Source organism: Vibrio sp. R12-SG2-ISO1 (genome assembly GCF_059834045.1).
In genome coordinates this window covers 1-17,473 of sequence record NZ_JCBDGO010000012.1, presented here as the reverse complement: position 1 = coordinate 17,473, position 17,473 = coordinate 1, and the positions used below count along the sequence as shown (strand labels likewise).

The 17,473-nt window shown below is 47.5% G+C and carries 20 protein-coding genes; 6 read left to right on the top strand and 14 right to left on the bottom strand.

From position 1 onward, the window contains the following. Positions 1 to 152: 152 nt before the first annotated feature. On the bottom strand, positions 153 to 479 hold the full coding sequence (locus tag AC6R10_RS10290; protein ID WP_500672167.1) for a hypothetical protein: 327 nt from the start codon (positions 477 to 479) through the stop codon (positions 153 to 155). Then, positions 476 to 1,021: a helix-turn-helix domain-containing protein gene (locus AC6R10_RS10285; protein WP_500672166.1), complete on the bottom strand. Its 546-nt coding sequence runs from the start codon at positions 1,019 to 1,021 to the stop codon at positions 476 to 478. Before AC6R10_RS10285 ends, AC6R10_RS10290 begins: the two co-directional genes overlap by 4 nt. A 278-nt stretch (positions 1,022 to 1,299) precedes the next feature. On the opposite strand from AC6R10_RS10285, the gene AC6R10_RS10280 reads away from it, so the two are divergent. The 5 genes from AC6R10_RS10280 to lpxM all read left to right on the top strand — a co-directional run bounded on the left by AC6R10_RS10280 (position 1,300) and on the right by lpxM (position 4,874). Further along, on the top strand, positions 1,300 to 1,629 hold the full coding sequence (locus tag AC6R10_RS10280; RefSeq protein WP_500672165.1) for a hypothetical protein: 330 nt from the start codon (positions 1,300 to 1,302) through the stop codon (positions 1,627 to 1,629). 88 nt (positions 1,630 to 1,717) lie between these two features. Then, complete coding sequence (locus AC6R10_RS10275; RefSeq protein WP_500672164.1) at positions 1,718 to 2,218, top strand: N-acetylmuramoyl-L-alanine amidase; 501 nt, start codon at positions 1,718 to 1,720, stop codon at positions 2,216 to 2,218. Beyond that, entirely contained in the window at positions 2,215 to 2,556 is a 342-nt protein-coding gene (locus AC6R10_RS10270; protein WP_500625410.1) for a hypothetical protein, read from the top strand. The genes AC6R10_RS10275 and AC6R10_RS10270 overlap by 4 nt, the downstream gene beginning before the upstream one ends. A gap of 330 nt (positions 2,557 to 2,886) precedes the next feature. After that, positions 2,887 to 3,828, top strand: coding sequence for an ADP-glyceromanno-heptose 6-epimerase (gene rfaD, locus AC6R10_RS10265; protein ID WP_500672163.1), 942 nt, complete (start codon positions 2,887 to 2,889; stop codon positions 3,826 to 3,828). 89 nt (positions 3,829 to 3,917) lie between these two features. Further along, on the top strand, positions 3,918 to 4,874 hold the full coding sequence (gene lpxM, locus AC6R10_RS10260; protein WP_500672162.1) for a lauroyl-Kdo(2)-lipid IV(A) myristoyltransferase: 957 nt from the start codon (positions 3,918 to 3,920) through the stop codon (positions 4,872 to 4,874). A gap of 82 nt (positions 4,875 to 4,956) precedes the next feature. Here the strand turns inward: lpxM and AC6R10_RS10255 are convergent, their stop codons facing one another. The 5 genes from AC6R10_RS10255 to AC6R10_RS10235 are packed head-to-tail and all read right to left on the bottom strand — an operon-like array spanning position 4,957 to position 9,343. Then, complete coding sequence (locus AC6R10_RS10255; protein WP_500672161.1) at positions 4,957 to 5,928, bottom strand: glycosyltransferase; 972 nt, start codon at positions 5,926 to 5,928, stop codon at positions 4,957 to 4,959. After that, positions 5,928 to 6,416: a pantetheine-phosphate adenylyltransferase gene (gene coaD, locus AC6R10_RS10250; protein ID WP_500672160.1), complete on the bottom strand. Its 489-nt coding sequence runs from the start codon at positions 6,414 to 6,416 to the stop codon at positions 5,928 to 5,930. Before coaD ends, AC6R10_RS10255 begins: the two co-directional genes overlap by 1 nt. An 8-nt stretch (positions 6,417 to 6,424) precedes the next feature. After that, positions 6,425 to 7,498, bottom strand: coding sequence for a glycosyltransferase family 9 protein (locus tag AC6R10_RS10245; RefSeq protein WP_500672159.1), 1,074 nt, complete (start codon positions 7,496 to 7,498; stop codon positions 6,425 to 6,427). Then, entirely contained in the window at positions 7,491 to 8,282 is a 792-nt protein-coding gene (locus AC6R10_RS10240; RefSeq protein WP_500672158.1) for a glycosyltransferase family 2 protein, read from the bottom strand. Before AC6R10_RS10240 ends, AC6R10_RS10245 begins: the two co-directional genes overlap by 8 nt. Before the next feature lie 8 nt (positions 8,283 to 8,290). Further along, entirely contained in the window at positions 8,291 to 9,343 is a 1,053-nt protein-coding gene (locus AC6R10_RS10235; RefSeq protein ID WP_500672157.1) for a glycosyltransferase family 9 protein, read from the bottom strand. A gap of 71 nt (positions 9,344 to 9,414) precedes the next feature. Here AC6R10_RS10235 and AC6R10_RS10230 point away from each other — a divergent pair, with 71 nt between their 5' ends. After that, positions 9,415 to 10,119, top strand: coding sequence for a 3-deoxy-D-manno-octulosonic acid kinase (locus AC6R10_RS10230; RefSeq protein ID WP_500672156.1), 705 nt, complete (start codon positions 9,415 to 9,417; stop codon positions 10,117 to 10,119). Here the strand turns inward: AC6R10_RS10230 and AC6R10_RS10225 are convergent. The 7 genes from AC6R10_RS10225 to AC6R10_RS10195 all read right to left on the bottom strand — a co-directional run bounded on the left by AC6R10_RS10225 (position 10,116) and on the right by AC6R10_RS10195 (position 17,047). Continuing rightward, positions 10,116 to 10,856, bottom strand: a complete 741-nt coding sequence (locus tag AC6R10_RS10225; protein ID WP_500672155.1) for a glycosyltransferase family 25 protein — start codon at positions 10,854 to 10,856, stop codon at positions 10,116 to 10,118. The genes AC6R10_RS10230 and AC6R10_RS10225 overlap by 4 nt on opposite strands. Then, on the bottom strand, positions 10,853 to 12,127 hold the full coding sequence (gene waaA, locus AC6R10_RS10220) for a lipid IV(A) 3-deoxy-D-manno-octulosonic acid transferase (RefSeq protein ID WP_500672154.1): 1,275 nt from the start codon (positions 12,125 to 12,127) through the stop codon (positions 10,853 to 10,855). Before waaA ends, AC6R10_RS10225 begins: the two co-directional genes overlap by 4 nt. Continuing rightward, positions 12,127 to 13,191 (bottom strand): lipopolysaccharide heptosyltransferase II, encoded by a 1,065-nt coding sequence (gene waaF, locus AC6R10_RS10215; protein ID WP_500672153.1) that lies wholly within the window; start codon positions 13,189 to 13,191, stop codon positions 12,127 to 12,129. Before waaF ends, waaA begins: the two co-directional genes overlap by 1 nt. Before the next feature lie 17 nt (positions 13,192 to 13,208). Then, positions 13,209 to 14,132, bottom strand: coding sequence for a glycosyl transferase family 90 (locus AC6R10_RS10210; RefSeq protein ID WP_500672152.1), 924 nt, complete (start codon positions 14,130 to 14,132; stop codon positions 13,209 to 13,211). Continuing rightward, the gene (locus tag AC6R10_RS10205; protein ID WP_500672151.1) at positions 14,129 to 15,343 is read right to left on the bottom strand and encodes an O-antigen ligase family protein; all 1,215 of its coding nucleotides are present in this window, start codon (positions 15,341 to 15,343) and stop codon (positions 14,129 to 14,131) included. Before AC6R10_RS10205 ends, AC6R10_RS10210 begins: the two co-directional genes overlap by 4 nt. Positions 15,344 to 15,499: 156 nt before the next feature. Next, positions 15,500 to 16,306: a bifunctional DNA-formamidopyrimidine glycosylase/DNA-(apurinic or apyrimidinic site) lyase gene (gene mutM / locus AC6R10_RS10200; protein WP_500672150.1), complete on the bottom strand. Its 807-nt coding sequence runs from the start codon at positions 16,304 to 16,306 to the stop codon at positions 15,500 to 15,502. 201 nt (positions 16,307 to 16,507) lie between these two features. Continuing rightward, positions 16,508 to 17,047, bottom strand: coding sequence for a hypothetical protein (locus tag AC6R10_RS10195; protein WP_500672149.1), 540 nt, complete (start codon positions 17,045 to 17,047; stop codon positions 16,508 to 16,510). Between the last annotated feature and the right edge of the window lie 426 nt (positions 17,048 to 17,473).

Here is a 17,473-nt window from a genome sequence, read left to right as displayed (position 1 = left end):
CATTTTCTTGAAACACGCTACCGCCCTTAGGTCACACCCCCACTAGCACTAGCATTCACCGAATTGATGTAAACATAGAAAATCTATGCATAAATTTGCGCAAAATAATACACCATTTATTAGGGGGATTAAACTGCTGAATGCCCTTTCACTTAGCTTGGTGATGGGCGAACTAAGCTATCCATCAGCTGGTTCACTGCGGCCCTTTGAATACATTGATCATCTAATTGGTAATAGGTCTTTTTTGTGGTGCTATCGTAACGCTTAATCACATCAATAAAAATCTCCGCATTGCGCACCGCAGAGGGGAGTGCATGGCCACCGGTCATATTAAGCGCGAGCCTGAGTTCGCGGCAACTCATTGGCTTGGGGTACGCGCCTAATAGCACGTCGAGCAACTCTCGCGGTCGGCCGCTGGCGCGGGTGATGTATAAGTTTAAGATGTGCTTTTGCTCAGTGAGTGATAGTCGGTGTTTCATGATGCCTCCTCCCCTTTCTTTTGCTCATCCGCACGGCTGCGTTTGCGGGCTTTGATCAAACCTTGAATGCGCTCTTCAAACGGGTGGGTTCGCCCTTTGGCGTGATACTCGCTGACTAACTTATCCACAGCGCGCGGGGGTGTCGCTGCCTGCCTATAACCCTCTTTATTACTCTTTAACTGGGAGATTCTCGGTGCAGCCGCTGCACGGGGTGAGGGTGAAGCATTTGCCTCATCGCCGGTGCTCGTGCCGTCTAGTTCCACGTGTAAATGGGCAGGCGTGTAGAGCTGGTACAAGTTGCTTCGCTGGCGGCCGCGTTTGTCAAAGCGGTGCACCAGTTCGAGAAAGCCTTGCTCCTCTAGCCGTTTGATGTGCTCTTTCACTGTGCGCAGCGACACTTCGCAATAGAGCGCTAAATACTGGTAAGAGGGAAAGCAGCGGCCGTGCACATCGGCGTTATCGGCCAGCTTAAGTAAGATCAATTTGCTGATAGGCGATCCGGTTTTGGCTTTCATCAGGGTGGCGACTAGGGTGTGGCTCATGGGCGCTCCTCGGTTTTGTTATTGGAATGTAAACAACAAACAAAACAGCCTCTTATTGATTAGGGTTGGCCATACGGCAGAAATGCCGCGCGAATTGATGAGGTTGCAGGGCGCCTCACGCCTGGTCATTCTTTGGCTCATGGGATATGCACCTAATTTTGTACCCGCTCGCATTTTTTCCCTTACTCTCTCGGGCTGTATAAATCACCAGCATTTCACCAACCCTAATGGCGAAATGTCGCGTAGAGTGTCGCCTCCTGATTGAGAAGGGAGTTGCTATGCCTGTGTGTCACCAATGTCGTGAATGGGCGATTCGTCGCCTCTGCTACGTGTATTCCCCCTTTGACCCAACCCTAGAGGAGATCTACTTTCCCACCTCCACCTACCCGCACAGCCCCATCAGCCGTGAGGGGTTTATCGCCCTAATCGCCCAGGCCCAACGCGCAGAGCCACTAGGCTATGAGCTCACCTACGCCCTATGGGTAAATGGCTGTGATTTGGTAAACCTTGCCAAGCAATCCGGTGAAGCGCTGCAAACGCTCGCACGCGCCATCAAGGCTTTTACTGATGCGCTCACCACCCTATGCACCGAACATCAACACCCATAACCCATTACCCATTTCCCATTACCCATTACCCATTACCCATTACCCATTACCCATTACCCATTACCCATTACCATCATGAGGAAAACCGATGCCCCCAACTTCAACAAACCCCACCTCACTACCCGTGACCTCTGCACATAATCCACACTGCCCCCTAAACACGATCACCGTGCATTGCAGCGCGACCCGTGCCGAGCAGGATATTGGCGCCAGCACCATACGCGCTTGGCACCGAGCAAAAGGGTGGCGAGATATTGGCTATCACTTTGTGATCACGCGTGATGGGCAAGTAGAGACAGGCCGCCCGCTGTCACACATCGGCGCCCATGTGCGTGGCCACAACCGCGGCAATATTGGCATTTGTGTGGTGGGCGGGTGTGATGAGCAAGGCGGTGCGCAAGACAACTTCACCCTCGCCCAGCGCAAAGCGCTGTTTGGTTTAATCGAACGGTTGCAGCAAGAACATGGCATTAGCGATGAGCAGGTCAAACCGCACCACGCCTTTGCCAACAAAACCTGCCCGGTGATGGTGCTTCACCCTGTCCAATCCGTTTCTGTGGTTAAACAAACTAACAAGGAGACCCTATGAGCCTTTGGAGCCGTATTTTTGGTAGCCCGTCGTTTATCGATAAAAGCCTAGAAGCCCTCACCGACACAGGAGATGCGATGTTTTTCACCAACGAAGAGAAAGCCAAGCACAAACTCGCCCTGCTCAAAGCGTTTGAACCGTTTAAGTTGGTTCAACGTTATATTGTGCTGCTGTTCACCATCCCTTATGTGTTGCTCCATTCGATGGTGGTGATCGGCTGTATGCACGGTTTTGAGTGGCAACCCATCAGCGAGATGATTAATGAGGCGTTCGGGTACCCGGTATTAGCGGCGATTGGGTTGTATTTGACGGGAGGGGTGGTTAAGAAGAGTTCTTAAAAGTTCCTAGTGGAAAAGAAGTTCCTAGTTCCTAGGTATGAGTTCCTAGTTAAGAGCAGTGCCTAGTTCCTAGAGGGGAGTTCCTAGTGGAAGACAAGTGCCTAGTTTCTAGAGGTGAGTTCCTAGTGGAAGACAAGTGCCTAGTTCCTAGAATTGGATGCGTAGAAGTGATTTGTCTATCGTGCCAGCAATAATCTGGGGCTTTACCCTAATTGACGCGCTCCCCCACACCCCTTCTAGGAACTAGGATCTAGGAACTAGGAACTTATCCCCAGTACCTGATATACTTCGCCCATAACGAACAATTTCTAGGCTGAGGTAAACAAACGTATGATCATCGTAACTGGTGGCGCGGGTATGATTGGCAGTAACATTGTCAAGGCGCTGAATGAGCAAGGCATTAACGATATTTTGGTGGTCGATAACCTGAAGAACGGCAAAAAGTTTCAGAACTTAGTGGATTTGGATATTGCTGATTACATGGATAGAGACGACTTCCTTGTTCAGATCATGGCGGGTGAGAACTTTGGCCCAATTGAAGCCATCTTCCATGAGGGCGCGTGCTCTGCGACCACCGAGTGGGATGGCAAGTACATGATGCTCAACAACTACGAGTATTCGAAAGAGCTGCTGCACTACTGCTTAGATAGAGAGATCCCGTTCCTTTACGCCTCCTCAGCCGCCACCTACGGTGAGACGGATACCTTTATTGAAGAGAAAGAGTACGAAGGCGCACTGAATGTCTACGGCTACTCCAAACAGCAATTTGATAACTACGTAAGACGCGTGTGGGAAGATGCCAAAGCGCACGGCGAGACGCTCTCTCAAGTGACCGGCTTCCGCTACTTCAACGTCTACGGCCCGCGTGAGCAGCACAAAGGCTCGATGGCCTCTGTCGCCTTCCACCTCAATAACCAAATGAACGCAGGTGAAAACCCGAAACTCTTCGCCGGTAGCGAGCACTTTAAGCGTGATTTCGTCTACGTGGGTGATGTGGCAGCTGTGAACTTGTGGTTCTTTGAGCATGGCGTATCGGGTATTTTTAACCTTGGTACGGGTAATGCTGAATCGTTTGAAGAAGTGGCGAAAGCGGTGATCAAGTACCACGGCAAAGGCGAGATTGAGACGATTCCGTTCCCAGAACATTTGAAAGGCGCGTACCAAGAGTACACTCAAGCGGATCTGACGAAACTGCGCGCAGTAGGTTGTGAGCATGCGTTTAAGACGGTAGCGGAAGGGGTGGCGGAGTATATGGGGTTGGTGAATAAGTAACGGGTAATTGGTTGTGGGTGTTGGGTAATGGGGTGAGAGCCTAGTTCCTAGTTCCTAGTTCCTAGTTCCTGGAAGAGTATCGGGTATTTATGAGTTCAATTCGAAACGATTTTGATCCTAAGGCGTATAATCCGACGTTTCGCCGAGCGTTTCTAGCGCCTAAATATTGGGGGCTTTGGCTTGGGTTATTGGTCGGGTTGCCGATAGCGCTGCTGCCCAATAGGGCGAGAGTGGCGATTGCGCGAGTTATTGCCGATAAAATGGTGAAGAAACGCAAAGGGTCGGTACAAAAAGCGCGAATTAATTTGGCGTTGTGCTTTCCTGAGCGCTCGGAGGAAGAGCGAGAAGCCATACTGCATGAGTGCTTACTTACGGCGGGGACGTTTCTACTGGGGTTTGCGGCTATCTCACTGCGCAGCAAACAGTGGTTAGAAAAGCACTCGGTCATTAAGGGATTAGAGCACTTAGAGCAGCTCCAGCAAGACGGGCAAAGTGCCATCTTATTGGTGCCTCATTCTTGGGCGATTGATATTCCGGCCATTTTGTTGGCCTCGCGCGGTTTTCCTGTCTCGGCGATGGCCAATAGCCAGAAAAATCCGGTGACAGACTGGCTGATGCACAAGCAACGGGTTCAATACGGTGGCCGAGTGTATGACAGAAGCGGCGGTATTAAACCCTTTATCAAATCCGTAAAAGACGGTTACCTCGGTTACTACTTGCCCGATCAAGACCATGGCCCTGAGCAAAGTGTGTTTGTGGACTTTTTTGCTACAGAGAAAGCCACGCTGCCTGGCCTTGGCAAACTCGCGAAAGTCAGCCGAGCAAAAATTGTCCCAACCTTTGCCAGTTACAATACCCAAACGGGCCAATACGAAATTGAGATCTTGCCGCCGATGGCCGAGTTTTCCGGTGATGATGTTCAAGATGCACGAGCAATGAATGAAGTCGTCGAAACCTTCGTCACGCCAAAACCAGAGCAATACATGTGGATCTTAAAGCTGTTGAAAACGCAGCGAGATGGTAATGATCCCTACGTAGGCTACTAATCGCTCGTCTGATCATAGACATAAGCAAATCAAGCGGTAAACCTTTATCTAGTCAAACAAGGGAGCACGATGGCTCCCTTGTTTATTTTGTGTAGGGCAAGCGTTTAAAGTCTTTAATAATCTCGCCAAGATTTGGGTTCAACACCGCACCGTTGACCACTTTTTCATACTGCGCCACGTACGCTTTTGCCATCACATTGGCATTGAAGTGATCACGCGCGTACTCATGGCAAATGTGAGGTTGATAGCGCTGAGCCTCTTTCACCGCCGCTACCAGCGCGGCCTCATCAGAGGATAAAACCCCCACCTGCTCATTAACGAGTTCTGGCAAAGAGCCATAAGGCGTAGCAAAGACTGGGCAGCCAAAATACAAACTTTCGGTGATCGCCAAACCAAACGGTTCATGCCAGGTGACGGGGAAAATCAGCCCTTTTGAGCGTGTCATGATCTGAGATTTTGTCGTGTCATCCACCATGCCTAAAAAGCGCACGTGTCTATCGAGCGTGCAGCGAAAGCCCATTTTGAAGTTCAAACGGTGCCCACCTAATACATCGAGAGACTGATTCGCCTTCTTAGTGATATCAATCGCACCTTGGACATTCTTCACTCGCCACGCGGCCTTTCCCAAGAAATGGAAACGCTCTCGTTTCGCATTAAAGTCGGGCTTGAGGTAGTTGTCCCAATTTAAGCCGTTGTAAACAAAGGCCTGTGCACCATGGTTTTGTGCGTGTTGCGAGGAAACAAAAATGGTATTGCGGTCAATTGGGCCTGACGAGTTGCCATGTTGGGTAATCACATAGGGGCAGGGAACGGGCTCCGGCTGGCTATGAAAATGCACCACATCGATGTTTTGTGGAAGTTGCTCTGCGACCGAGCGATCCGGTTGGTACTCAATCACCGTTGCCCATTCACACTGCGTGCCTTTCCCGGCCAATAAGGTCACCTTGTGGCCGAGCAAGTGCAGAGCGTACACAAGATCCCAGATCACGCGTTCGGTGCCGCCGTAGTTTTTTACCGGCAAAGTCGCTTGGGTATAAATTAAGATATTCATCATCAATGGGAGGTCTGGTTGGTTTTAGACAGTATGGCTTGATGCACGCAAGCAGGCACAAACTCTTGTACCTCTCCGCCATGAATCGCGACTTCTCTTACCAGAGTCGAGGAGAGAAACGCAAACTCTTCAGAAGGGGTGAGAAACAAACTTTCTAGCCCGGGTTTTAAACGGCGGTACATAGTGGTGAGGCCAAACTCATATTCAAAGTCCATCGTCGTACGTAACCCGCGTACTAAAATAGTAGCGTTTTGCTCAGTGGCAAAATCCACTAATAGGCCGCTAAACCCTTTTACGGAAACATTGTTCACTCCTTGGCAGGTCTCTTTAAGCAACGCGACTCGCTCATCAAGGCTAAACAGGGTATTTTTGCTCGGGCTTTCGGCAACGCCCACCACCAAGTGGTCAAACATCTTGGCGGCGCGTTGAATTAAATCAAAATGTCCATTCGTAACCGGATCAAAGGTACCTGGGTAAACAGCAATACGCATCATCGTCCTTATTTATCTGTCTTCGGTGGAGTGGGTATGTGTGAGAACTGAACTGGATAATGTGAGAGCAAATCATCCAAAGTGCGTTTCACGGCCTCCACGGTGATTTGCGCCATCAAGGCCTTGCCTTTGACTCGGCTGCCCCAAGGTAGCACCTCAACCGGTTTGCCATATTGGTGCTGCGCAATTTGCTCATAGACAGACACCACAAAACGCTGGCTGTAGTAAGGCCCTGTTCTCTTAGGGTTACTGTGCGCGTATAACCCGATAACGGGTGTCAATTGCGTCGTGGCAATATGGGCTGGGCCAGAGTCAGGGGCGAGCACACAATGCGCCCCAGCCAACACAGCCGTAAGCGCCTTTAGGTTGGTTTGGCCGACGAGGTTAGTCACGGGTACAGACATCTTGTCAGTGATGCTCTGCGCCAGCGCTTTTTCTCGCTCGGTTGGCGCGCCACACAATACAATATGCAACCCTTGCGCATGGGCGTAGTCGGCCACCTCTGCGTAGCGCTCGGAGAGCCAGTTTCTGTCGTCTTTACTTGCCGCAGGGCTTATCACCAAGTATGGATGCTCAAGCGTCTTCACGATGGATTTATCTTGTTCACTAACCGGGATTGACCACTTAGGCGGCGCTTCTGGGCAGCCAAGAAAGCGTGCAAACTCAGCAAAGTTATCCAGAACATGCTCGGCGTGAGTCTCGGGCAATTTTTTATTGGTAAATAACCACTGCCCTTCTTTCGCTCTTGCCCAACTAAACCCGACTTTGATGCGCGCGCGAATGCCCGCCGAGAGTAAGCTAGCCCTTAGTGCCACTTGCATGTGGAGTAAATAATCAAAACGCTCCCCTTTCAAGGCGTGCCAGACGGCTCTCATCCCCTGCCAGCCCTGCTTTTTGTCAAAGACCACCACCTTCACACCGGGGAGATCACCAAACAGCTGCGCTTCTATTTTTCCCATTACCCAAGTGATTTGGCAATCGGGGTAGGTGCGTTGAATCTGCTGAACAATTGCCAGCGCGTGGCAGGTATCGCCAATGGCGGAAAGGCGTAGGATGCAGATGGATTGGGGAGATTTAGTCATGATTTAAAAACTTTTCAATACCATTTATACAGCGCACTCGCTTGTTGTTGACGGTATCAGAAAATATCCGATCGTTTTCTGGAAGCGAAGCGCGAGAGTTCTCATTGTGAAACAAATGGTAACCCGCCCCCATAAATTTGAGATACAGCCTTTCAACCCCTGCATTGAGCAGGCGATTGACGAATTCACTGTCTTCTCTCCCCCAACCAACAAAGTCATTATTGAAGCCATTGACTGTTAAGGCATCTTCTCGCCAAAACGACATATTGCAACTTCTAGTCGAGCGATCGGAGTTCCATACACGAGTAAAGACGCGAGAAAGCAAAGGGCTATGAATCATGTTCTTGCGATTTTTGATCCCACTTGAGAAAAGACCTGGCAATTCTCCCGTCTGAATGACTCGTTTCGAGAGTGCTTCACTCATTTGCACGCGACCTCCTTGAATGAAGCACCCTTTTCGCGCGCTCCTAACATGATCTTCAATAAAAAACGAGGGCAAGACTATGTCACCGTCAATAATGATAAGATAATCGCCACTGGCCTTTGCCATCGCTCGGTTTCGGCTTTCAGCAGCCCTAAAACCGTCATCTTTTTGCCAACTATGGATAAGAGGTATGGGAAATTGTGACGCTAAGCGGTCAATTAGGTCTTTAGTATCAGTACGTGAACCATCATCAGCAACGATCACCTCATCGGGCAACATGCTTTGTTGGCGCACACTATTAAGTACCGCTTCTAACGCTTCTTTCCAATTATAGGTTGTGACAATTAAGCTCACTTTCATGATGTCGTTTACTCTTTAATACAAGTGATGACGGCATCTATTGATACTAAATGAGATGCTTTATCAGGCTGGAGGACGGTGACATTGCGTAATGTCTGAGATGGTAGTTCATCATTGAACGGTGACGACATATAAGCTTCAAAAGAGAGCTGATAGGGCCATGGCGCCCACATTGCCGCATTATGCTTATTAAAGATGGCAATAATCGGCACGTTAAACGCAGAAGCTAAATGCGTTGTACCGCCATCCGGACCAATGTAACCGTCGCTCTTTTCAATCAGCGTCGCCATTTGGGCAATGGATAGCTGTCCGGAGAGATCCTTTACATTCTCTACTTTCCCAAGTAACTTCATAACACTTGAAACCAGCTGCTTGTCTCTCTTTGCTGGCGAGCCAGTGAGCACGACAGCAAGCTGATGCTCAACCAACCAGTGTATTAGCTGAGTCCAAAACTCGATTGGCCACTGTTTAAGATCATTGGAGGCCGGTATATGTAACACCCAATAGGGTTTAGACAAGGCAAAAGACAGTTCCTCGGTTGGTGCCCAAACGCCTGCCTGTTGTTCAATCCCTAGGGGTTGCAACAATCTCGACCCTCTGACTATTCGGTGCTCCGTGTCATCATCATCCATCACACTGTGGTGGCAAAATGGTGGCTTTGAGCGCCAGGTCCCCGCTCTTTTCTGATCGATGACTCGGGCTTGCCAATGCTTCTTGCGCCCCAGCTTTCCAAACAAAAATGCAAATGTCTCACATTTGCCCGATGGCTTATCATTGATCACCCAATCGTAGCGGCGAAAATGATTAGGTAACAACGTCAGGAGTTCTTTCATGGAGAACTTATCGCTGATCACCAATAACTCATCAAGGTCTGTATTACCTTGGAGTGCAAACTTACCTTTATTCGCCACCAAGGCACAAATATGGGCTTTCGGGTAGGCATGACGCAGGCTACGAATAACGCCCGTCATCAGCAAGGTGTCCCCTAGATAACGCGTCAGTACCAGAAGTATGTTTAGCCCCTCTCCCGATGGTGGCACATTGGCGAGCGTTCGAGCCATGAAGTTTTATTTCCTATCTCTTTTCTTGAGATGTTAGTATGCCACAAACCCCGATCAATACGTAACTCAGCATGCTAACCAAGCAAATCCAAGGCGACCATTTATACTGGTACGATACTTCACTACTGAAAGAAAATGTCAGTGACGCTTTCAATATCGATTTTTGGCGCAGCCAAAACGCTATCACCGGCTGTGCAAAAGGCCGAGGAGTGACATGGTTTGTGCAAGGGGAGATCGCTGAGTATGCCATGCGTCATTACTATCGTGGCGGGCTGTTGGGTAAAGTCATCAATGACCGTTTTCTATACTTCGGAGAAGAAAAGCTCCGAAATCTACAAGAGTTGCAAGTACTTAAACACCTTGCTGAACATGGGGTAAACGTGCCCAAGCCCGTTGCAGCAAGAGTAGTCAAGTCTTGCCTATCTTATCAAGCGGATATTATTACTCAGCGTATTGTCGGTGCTAAATCGCTAATCTCACTACTTAGAGAAAATAAAGTTTGCGAATCGACACTGCATTCAGTGGGGCAAGAAATTCGGAAAATGCACGATGTGGGTGTCAATCATACCGATTTGAATGTGCATAACATTCTCATCGATGAAAATAAGAGCGTTTGGATTATTGACTTCGATAAGTGCTTCCAACAATCTGGGGACTCTTGGAAGCAAGGGAATTTGGAGAGGTTAAAACGCTCTATATTAAAAGAGTCAAAAAAATCAAAAGTAAATAGCACTGAATCTATAATTAAAAATATAGAAACCCAATACAACAGCTAGTACTTTCTCACGCTTAAAAAATGCGACTTGTGACTTTTTTTAACGTTACTCAAAAGGTATTTCTTATAAAAGTCTTTAAATAAAGCACGAAAAGCCGTATAAAACCCCGCACGCCTTCCACTCAGATCACTATTAAATAGACCACTTTTACTACCTTGCTTAACCAACGTCGGGTGAGTCCAATACAGGTTAAAACCAACACAATGCCTAATCTTTCCTATAGTGGTATCAATAGGCTGTTCATTCCTATTGTTTTCTAGAAAAAATACTACTTTTTTGGCAAAGTGATAGTCATAAATCAAACCACCTGTCAGTTTGTTGATCTCTGACAAATACAAAGACTTACCCTTTTCTCGAATAGAAAATGGCACCTGACTGGATGCCTCTTCAATATTTACAATATAATTACTTTCACTTTTTAACTCATCCAAAAATCGCTCAAGATGAGTAGAGAAAAACCTATCTAAAACGGCATCATCTTCGAGCACTAAGACTTGTGGTATTTTCCTACTAACCACCTCTTTCATAACTAAGTAGTGCTTATAGAAACAGGATTTTTCAGCCAAGCTTAGCTCAGAGCCAAAAAATTCGTTTCGTACCTCATCACTCAAATCATTAATGTCGCCACGCAGCATATACTCGTACTCACTGATCCCCCTCTTCGGCAAGTGAGCATCAATGTGTTTACGCCGCTCTTCATAGCCCTTACTGACATGAATGATGAAGGTTTTGATCATGGTGAATTCTCTATTAAACGTTGAATGAGGTTTAGGGTGTTATCTAAGGCACCTTGGTTTCTTCGCACTATATCATAACCCGCACCACCATCGAGGGTTGGAGCAGAAGCAAACATCATAAGCTGCTGCGCTATCTCTTGCTCATCACTGACTACTGCTAGAGCTTTCGCTTGAATAAGCTGCTGCGCTAAATCCGCAAAGTTGTAATAACTCGGCCCCGTCAAGCACGGCTTGGATAAAACTGCAGGCTCAATGAAGTTATGCCCTCCGACCTTTTGGCCGACAAGGCTTCCCCCCATAAACACGATATCGCTGGCGGCAAGCAGACACATCATTTCGCCCATGGTATCGGCCAAGTATACGTCGGTTTGCTCTGGGGTTGGTGCCTCCTGCTGATCAGAGCGGCGTTCGAGGGTTAAACCCTGTTGTATCGCACTGTTTGCGACGTCATCAAAACGCTCAGGATGACGGGGCACCAAAACAAGCAGGAGATTCGGTAATGACTTTTTCGCTTGTTTATAAGCATTAAAGAGAATGTCATCTTCGCCACTGTGGGTGCTAGCGCCCACCCACACCAGTCTTGATGTTCCTAATTTCTCTCTGAGTTGCTGGCCTAATAACGGTGTGTTGGCATCCACTGTGATGTCGTATTTTAACGACCCGGTAGTAAGCACCTTGCTAGCGCCAAGCTGTTTAAAGCGCGTCGAATCCTCTTCGTGAACGCTCAAGACTTGCCGAATACAGGCTAAAGCTGGCGCAATAAGACGGCGTAATCTGTGATAGTGACGTGCAGATTTTTCAGACAAGCGACCATTCACCAATACAATGGGCACGTGTCGTTTCGCCACCGTGTGAAGCGTATTTGGCCACAGCTCTGTTTCAATGATTAACATCACCTCTGGTTGAATCACATCCAGGAAGCGATTCACACATCCCTGAAAATCGATCGGCATGTAGCGATGCTCTAGCCCCATCTTCGCCACTTGCTCAGCGCCAGTACTGGTGGTAGTGGTGACAAGAACGCGCTTGTTGGGGTAACGCTGCTTGAGTGTCAACACCAGTTTTTTGCTCGCCAACACCTCACCTACAGAGACGGCATGCACCCAAATCACGCCGCTAGAGATTTTTTCATCCTCAGCAAGCGGCGGGGTAACACCAAAATGCTCTTTCCAGCGAGGTCCGAATTCGGGTTTGTTTGGCCTTTTTCGATACAGCCCCCAAAGTAACAGGGGGCTGACTAACGCGAGAAGCAGAGTGTAGAGAGCTCGCATCAAATCAAACGCCCGGCTTGAGAGTGGCCGCCATCAAACTGTTGAATGGCACCGATCACTCGCTGAGGATCAAGCTCAACCAAGCACTTAAGATGCTGCTTGGGACAGGTACGTTCAAAACACGGACGGCAATCAATATCCGTATTAAGTATCGCCAGTTTTTTAGTCAGTGGCGGCGTGTATTTCGGTGAACTCGACCCATAAACCGCGACGACATTGCAACCCACCGCCGCCGCAACGTGCATAAGGCCAGAGTCATTACTCACGACGGTGTGGCACGCACCAATAAGATCCACCGCCTGAATAAGACTGGTATTTCCGGCTAAGTTGAAACAGTGGCCTTGCTTCTCTTTTGGGACCTGCTGAATGATTTGTTCGGTGACTTCTCGGTCTTTCGCTGAGCCAAACAACCACACCTGATACCCCCGGCCAATCATCTCAGCCGCAACGGTAGCAAAATGTTGATCTGGCCAGCGCTTCGCCGGGCCAAATTCTGCGCCGGGGCACAACCCTAAAATTGGGCGCTCACGATTGAGCCCTAAAGCGTGCATGGCTTGCGATTGAGCCTCAGGCACCACCGTTAAGTGAGGGTAGGGTAAATCCTGCAAGGCACCTAAACATCCGCTCCCCGTCATCTCATTCTTTGGGTGAGCAAGCGCAACATAGCGCTCAAGCATGTATTGGAAGGCTTTCTTGTTGCTGCGGATGTCATTGAGTAATCCGTAGCGCATTTCACCCTTCCAACCCACGCGTCGTTTGATGCCTGCGAAAAAGGGAATGAGAGCCGACTTTGCTGAGTTGGGCAGCACATAAGCGGCGTCGTAGGCGTTCTTTTTTAGTGATTTTCCTAACCGGTAGCGCGTCGCCAAATCAAACTGGCCATGCCCAAGCGGCATCTCAATCGCTTGGTTCACTTGCGGCATTCGCTCCAAAATCGGTTTACACCAAGCGGGGGCGAGAACGTCGATCTTCGCATCAGGGTATTGTCGCTTTAGCTCAATGTACAACCCCTGCGACATCACCATATCGCCCACCCATGATGGGCCAATTACTAATATGTTCATTGCTTACTCTTTCTCAGTCAGCTTTTATTAAGCTGGCCAGACAATTCGAAATATCGCTCAAGTGTCTTAATACACACGAGTTTTTCAAGTTCTTCATCTTGAAATGGTTTGATATAGGCATGAGCGTTCTTAACGATCTGTTCTGCTTTCTCTGGGTTCGCCAAGTAGTACTCTATCTTTTCATCAAAGTCTGACCAATCGTCTTTGACTTCAATATAATGCACGCCCGGCTCAAGCGTCCCTTCCATAAACCAAGTTTCATATTTCATCTTAGGCGTGATGACCACAGAATTCGAAGACATCGCCCATTTCAGGTTCGACGCGACATCGTTGCCTTCCAAGCAAATTAAAAATTTGTACTGAAGCTGCTCTTCGACCGACATAAAAGGCTTTTGCCATTCTGGATGCTCGTCCGATGGATTCGACTGCCCGGCATCGACGCGAGGGTGTTCAAACATCGCCTCCATAAAGCGAATTCGATGCGGCTGCGTAACGGCACCACGAAACACCGCCATATCTTTCTTTTCCGCGAAGCGAAGTTTGTCATCCACAAAACGGAAATGTCGACGTTTATCAAGCTTAAACAAAACGGAGTTACTGTTCTTCCCTGCTATCGGGCGAGCTTTAAATAAGGTTGGGATAGGTTCAATATGCGTTTCGTCACCAAAATAGTAGGCGAATCGAAAATGCTTGGGGAAGTAGTGGAGAAACTCTTTAAGATCGAAGTAATACGACGTGTAACCTTTGCGCTTATATTTTTCAATCTCAACCCCCTCGTCATTCAGTAGAAAACAATCCGTTGAACAATAATAATTAACTCTATCCTCAATTTGATCTTTATTATTTTTATGCTTAGCTTCCAAACGGTTCTTAGCGAAAATAAAATAGCAATGAGGATAAGCACTGAGAAGAGCATGCTTGACATAGTAGAGTATCTTCATGCTTTTTTCTCCGTTTTTATCTCATTTAAAACAAAGATTAAACCAATAAATATCAAATAAACAACGAAACTATGCCCATTAGTAAATGGTGTATCTATAATATTGGAAAGAAAATATAGGAGAGAAACCGGGACAAGACCAAATAAACACCAAAAACTATCTCTATTATGATAGAAATACACTACGGGATAAAAAATCATAATAAACATCAATGCTAGACCAACAATACCAGAAATAACTAACTTTTCTAAATAGCCATTGTGAAAGTTCATAGACATGTACTTGTGTAGAGAGGTTGAGATTTCTCCACGCTCGAAAAGTTGGTCTATATAAGGCTGAAGCTGCTTACCGTACCCTAGAAACGGTTTGTATTGAGAAAGCTCTATTGCTTTCTCATACATTAATATTCTGAGTCCGATCGAAGTATTTAGATTTCCGGCCTTAATTTCACTTATCTCATTGGTTGTTTGTCTTATACGACTTTCTATAGATGGATAAGAAGCCATCAGAAAAGAAATAGTGATAGCAAGACCAAAAACAGCATGTCGTATCTTTATTTTATTTAAGATTCCTCTCATAAAAGAAAAAAGTAAAATAAAAAACAAAACAACAAGTAAACTAAGTATAACTCCACGGCTTTGAGTAAATATTGTCGCTAGAGAACCAAATAAGAAAGCAGGGATAAAAATTTTTCTCAATACTGATTCACTTTCATTGAAATAAAACATCAGAGATAAAATTGCGAGTAGCGCTGAAAAATTTGAAAATGGGATAGCATTAACTGGCCATAATATTCTATCGGTAGGATTAACATATTGAAAAAATACACTTATCGCTAAACAATTCAACACGCCAATTAATACAATAACCTTTAAAAAATGAACGTTAACAACCGATTTTGGTAGTGTTGCCAGATAGACGAGAGCAACAACTGATGCTCTTAACTCTCTTGATCCAAACCCATGAGTAGCATAAGACAAAGATGCAAATACGACGTAGGCGAGTATTATCTGAAGCCATCGGTTTGAGGTAAAGTTCTCTTTAACCGCCGAAAATCCGAACTGATAAAACGAGAAGCTAGCAGAAAGGACAACAAACGCAACTAATGACTTATCTCCATTGGATACCCAAAACATACCTGTAACAATCCAAATCAAAGGAAAGTAGTACAGTAAATCTAATTTTGGGCGAAAAAACTTATATTTATTCATATTTTAAACAACTATACCTTTTTATATATTGAACAAAGGTGACAAGACTCCATTTTTATGTCGACTGTTGTAAAGTTCACTACCACATTTATCACTAATCGAAAGCGCACCCAAACCGCAAAGAAACTCGCATTAGTAGGTTAGTTGAGCTGAGCGCTATACCTGACACCTACCACAATAAAACGTATTCCTCTGCCCAATTTTGAGCGCTTCAATCGGCTCGCCGCAGGTTGGGCAGGGCTTTCCGGCTTTGCCGTAGACTTGTAGCTCTTGGGCAAAGTAGCCGGGCTTGCCGTCTGCTTGGGCGAAATCTTTCAGCGTTGTGCCGCCTTGTTTGATGGCGGTCGCCAGTACGGCTTTGATGTCGCTGACCAGTTGCTGCCAATCTGGCAGAGATAAGCTGCCCGCCGCTCGGCTGGGGTGGATTTTAGCACTAAACAGCGACTCATTGGCGTAAATATTGCCCACTCCGACCACGACTTTGTTGTCCATAATAAACTGCTTTACTGCAACGCGTTTGTTGACAGCTTTTTCTAGCAAGTACTCGGCATTAAATGCCTCGGTCAGCGGTTCTGGGCCACAGTTGGCGAGTACAGCGTGCTGCCCGTCCTCACTCCATAGCCACGCCCCAAAGCGGCGCGGATCATTGTAGCGCAGCACTTTGCCATTCGAGAGTTTGAGATCCACGTGATCGTGTTTGCCTGCCGGGATCTCCGCATCCAACACTCGCAGCGAGCCAGACATGCCCAAATGCACAATCGCGCAGCCCGCTTGAGTTTCAATCAGCAGATATTTGGCGCGTCGCGTAATGGTTTGAATCACTTGCCCTTCGAGTTGAGCCAGCTCTGCGGGGATCGCCCAACGCAGTTTGGGCGTTCGAATGGTGATTTTGGCGACGGTTTGGCCGATAAGGTGGGGCGATATTCCCATACGGCTCACTTCGACTTCGGGTAATTCTGGCATGGGTGTAAATTCCTAGTTTTGAGTGCCTAGTGCCTAGTGCCTAGTGCCTAGTGCCTAGTGCCTAGTGCCTAGTGCCTAGTGCCTAGTGCCTAGTGCCTAGAAAAGTATGTCTAAGCCCCCAGTCAAGTCAACCCCCTCTAGGAACTATCAACTAGGAACTATCAACTAGGAACTAGGAACTTTCATCAACTAGGAACTCCCTCAATACCGCGGCTGTAGGAAGTCGGGATCCACGGTGATCGCAATCCAATCGTCTTGCCAGTTTTTTAGTAGCCAAAATTGTTCGGTTTTGTACAGCGTGATGCGGTGGGGCTCATCTAGGCCCTGATACCAGACTTCGATGGTTTCTGGATTGCCGAGACTGGCTTGCATGGTGTCGAAATTTTCTGGCGATACCCATGTCCCTTCAATCGAACGCCAGCGCTCGATGATGTCTGGCGGTGGAACATCGTCTTTCAATTTTACATTGGAAACCAGTTTGCCATCTTTGAGCTCAATTTCCACACCGCGGTAATAGAGCGCGCTGACAGGGTAATTGGGGTTGAGTAGCTTTGGTAATTTGGGCAGCGCCGCCTGCGACTCGCTCGATAGTGATGCATCCGATACAACCGGCGTCGCGGGCTCGCCAATTAAGTACGCTTTGATGAGCGAAGGGGCATTGAGAATCACCATAAAGGCGATGATGCCAAGGATAAGCCAGTTGTTCCAACGGCGGCGTTTAGCAATGGACGCTCGAGGCATAGGACGCTCCTAGATGATAGTTCCTAGCCACTAGAATATCGTTGATAAGTAAAAGTTCCTAGTTCCTAGATCCTAGTTCCTAGAGAAAAACAATTTCTTAAATATTCCATCCTCTAGGAACTAGGCACTCGCCTCTAGGAACTCAAATATTCCACCCTCTAGGAACTAGGCATTCGCCTCTAGGAACTCAAATCTTCCATCCTCTAGGAACTAGGCACTCGCCTCTAGGAACTTAAATATTCCATCCTCTAGGAACTAGGCACTCGCCTCTAGGAACTTAAATCTTCCACCCTCTAGGAACTAGGCATTCGCCTCTAGGAACTCAAATATTCCACCCTCTAGGAACTAGGCACTCGTCTCTAGGAACTCAAATCTTCCACCCTCTAGGAACTAGGCACTCGCCTCTAGGAACTCAAATCTTCCACC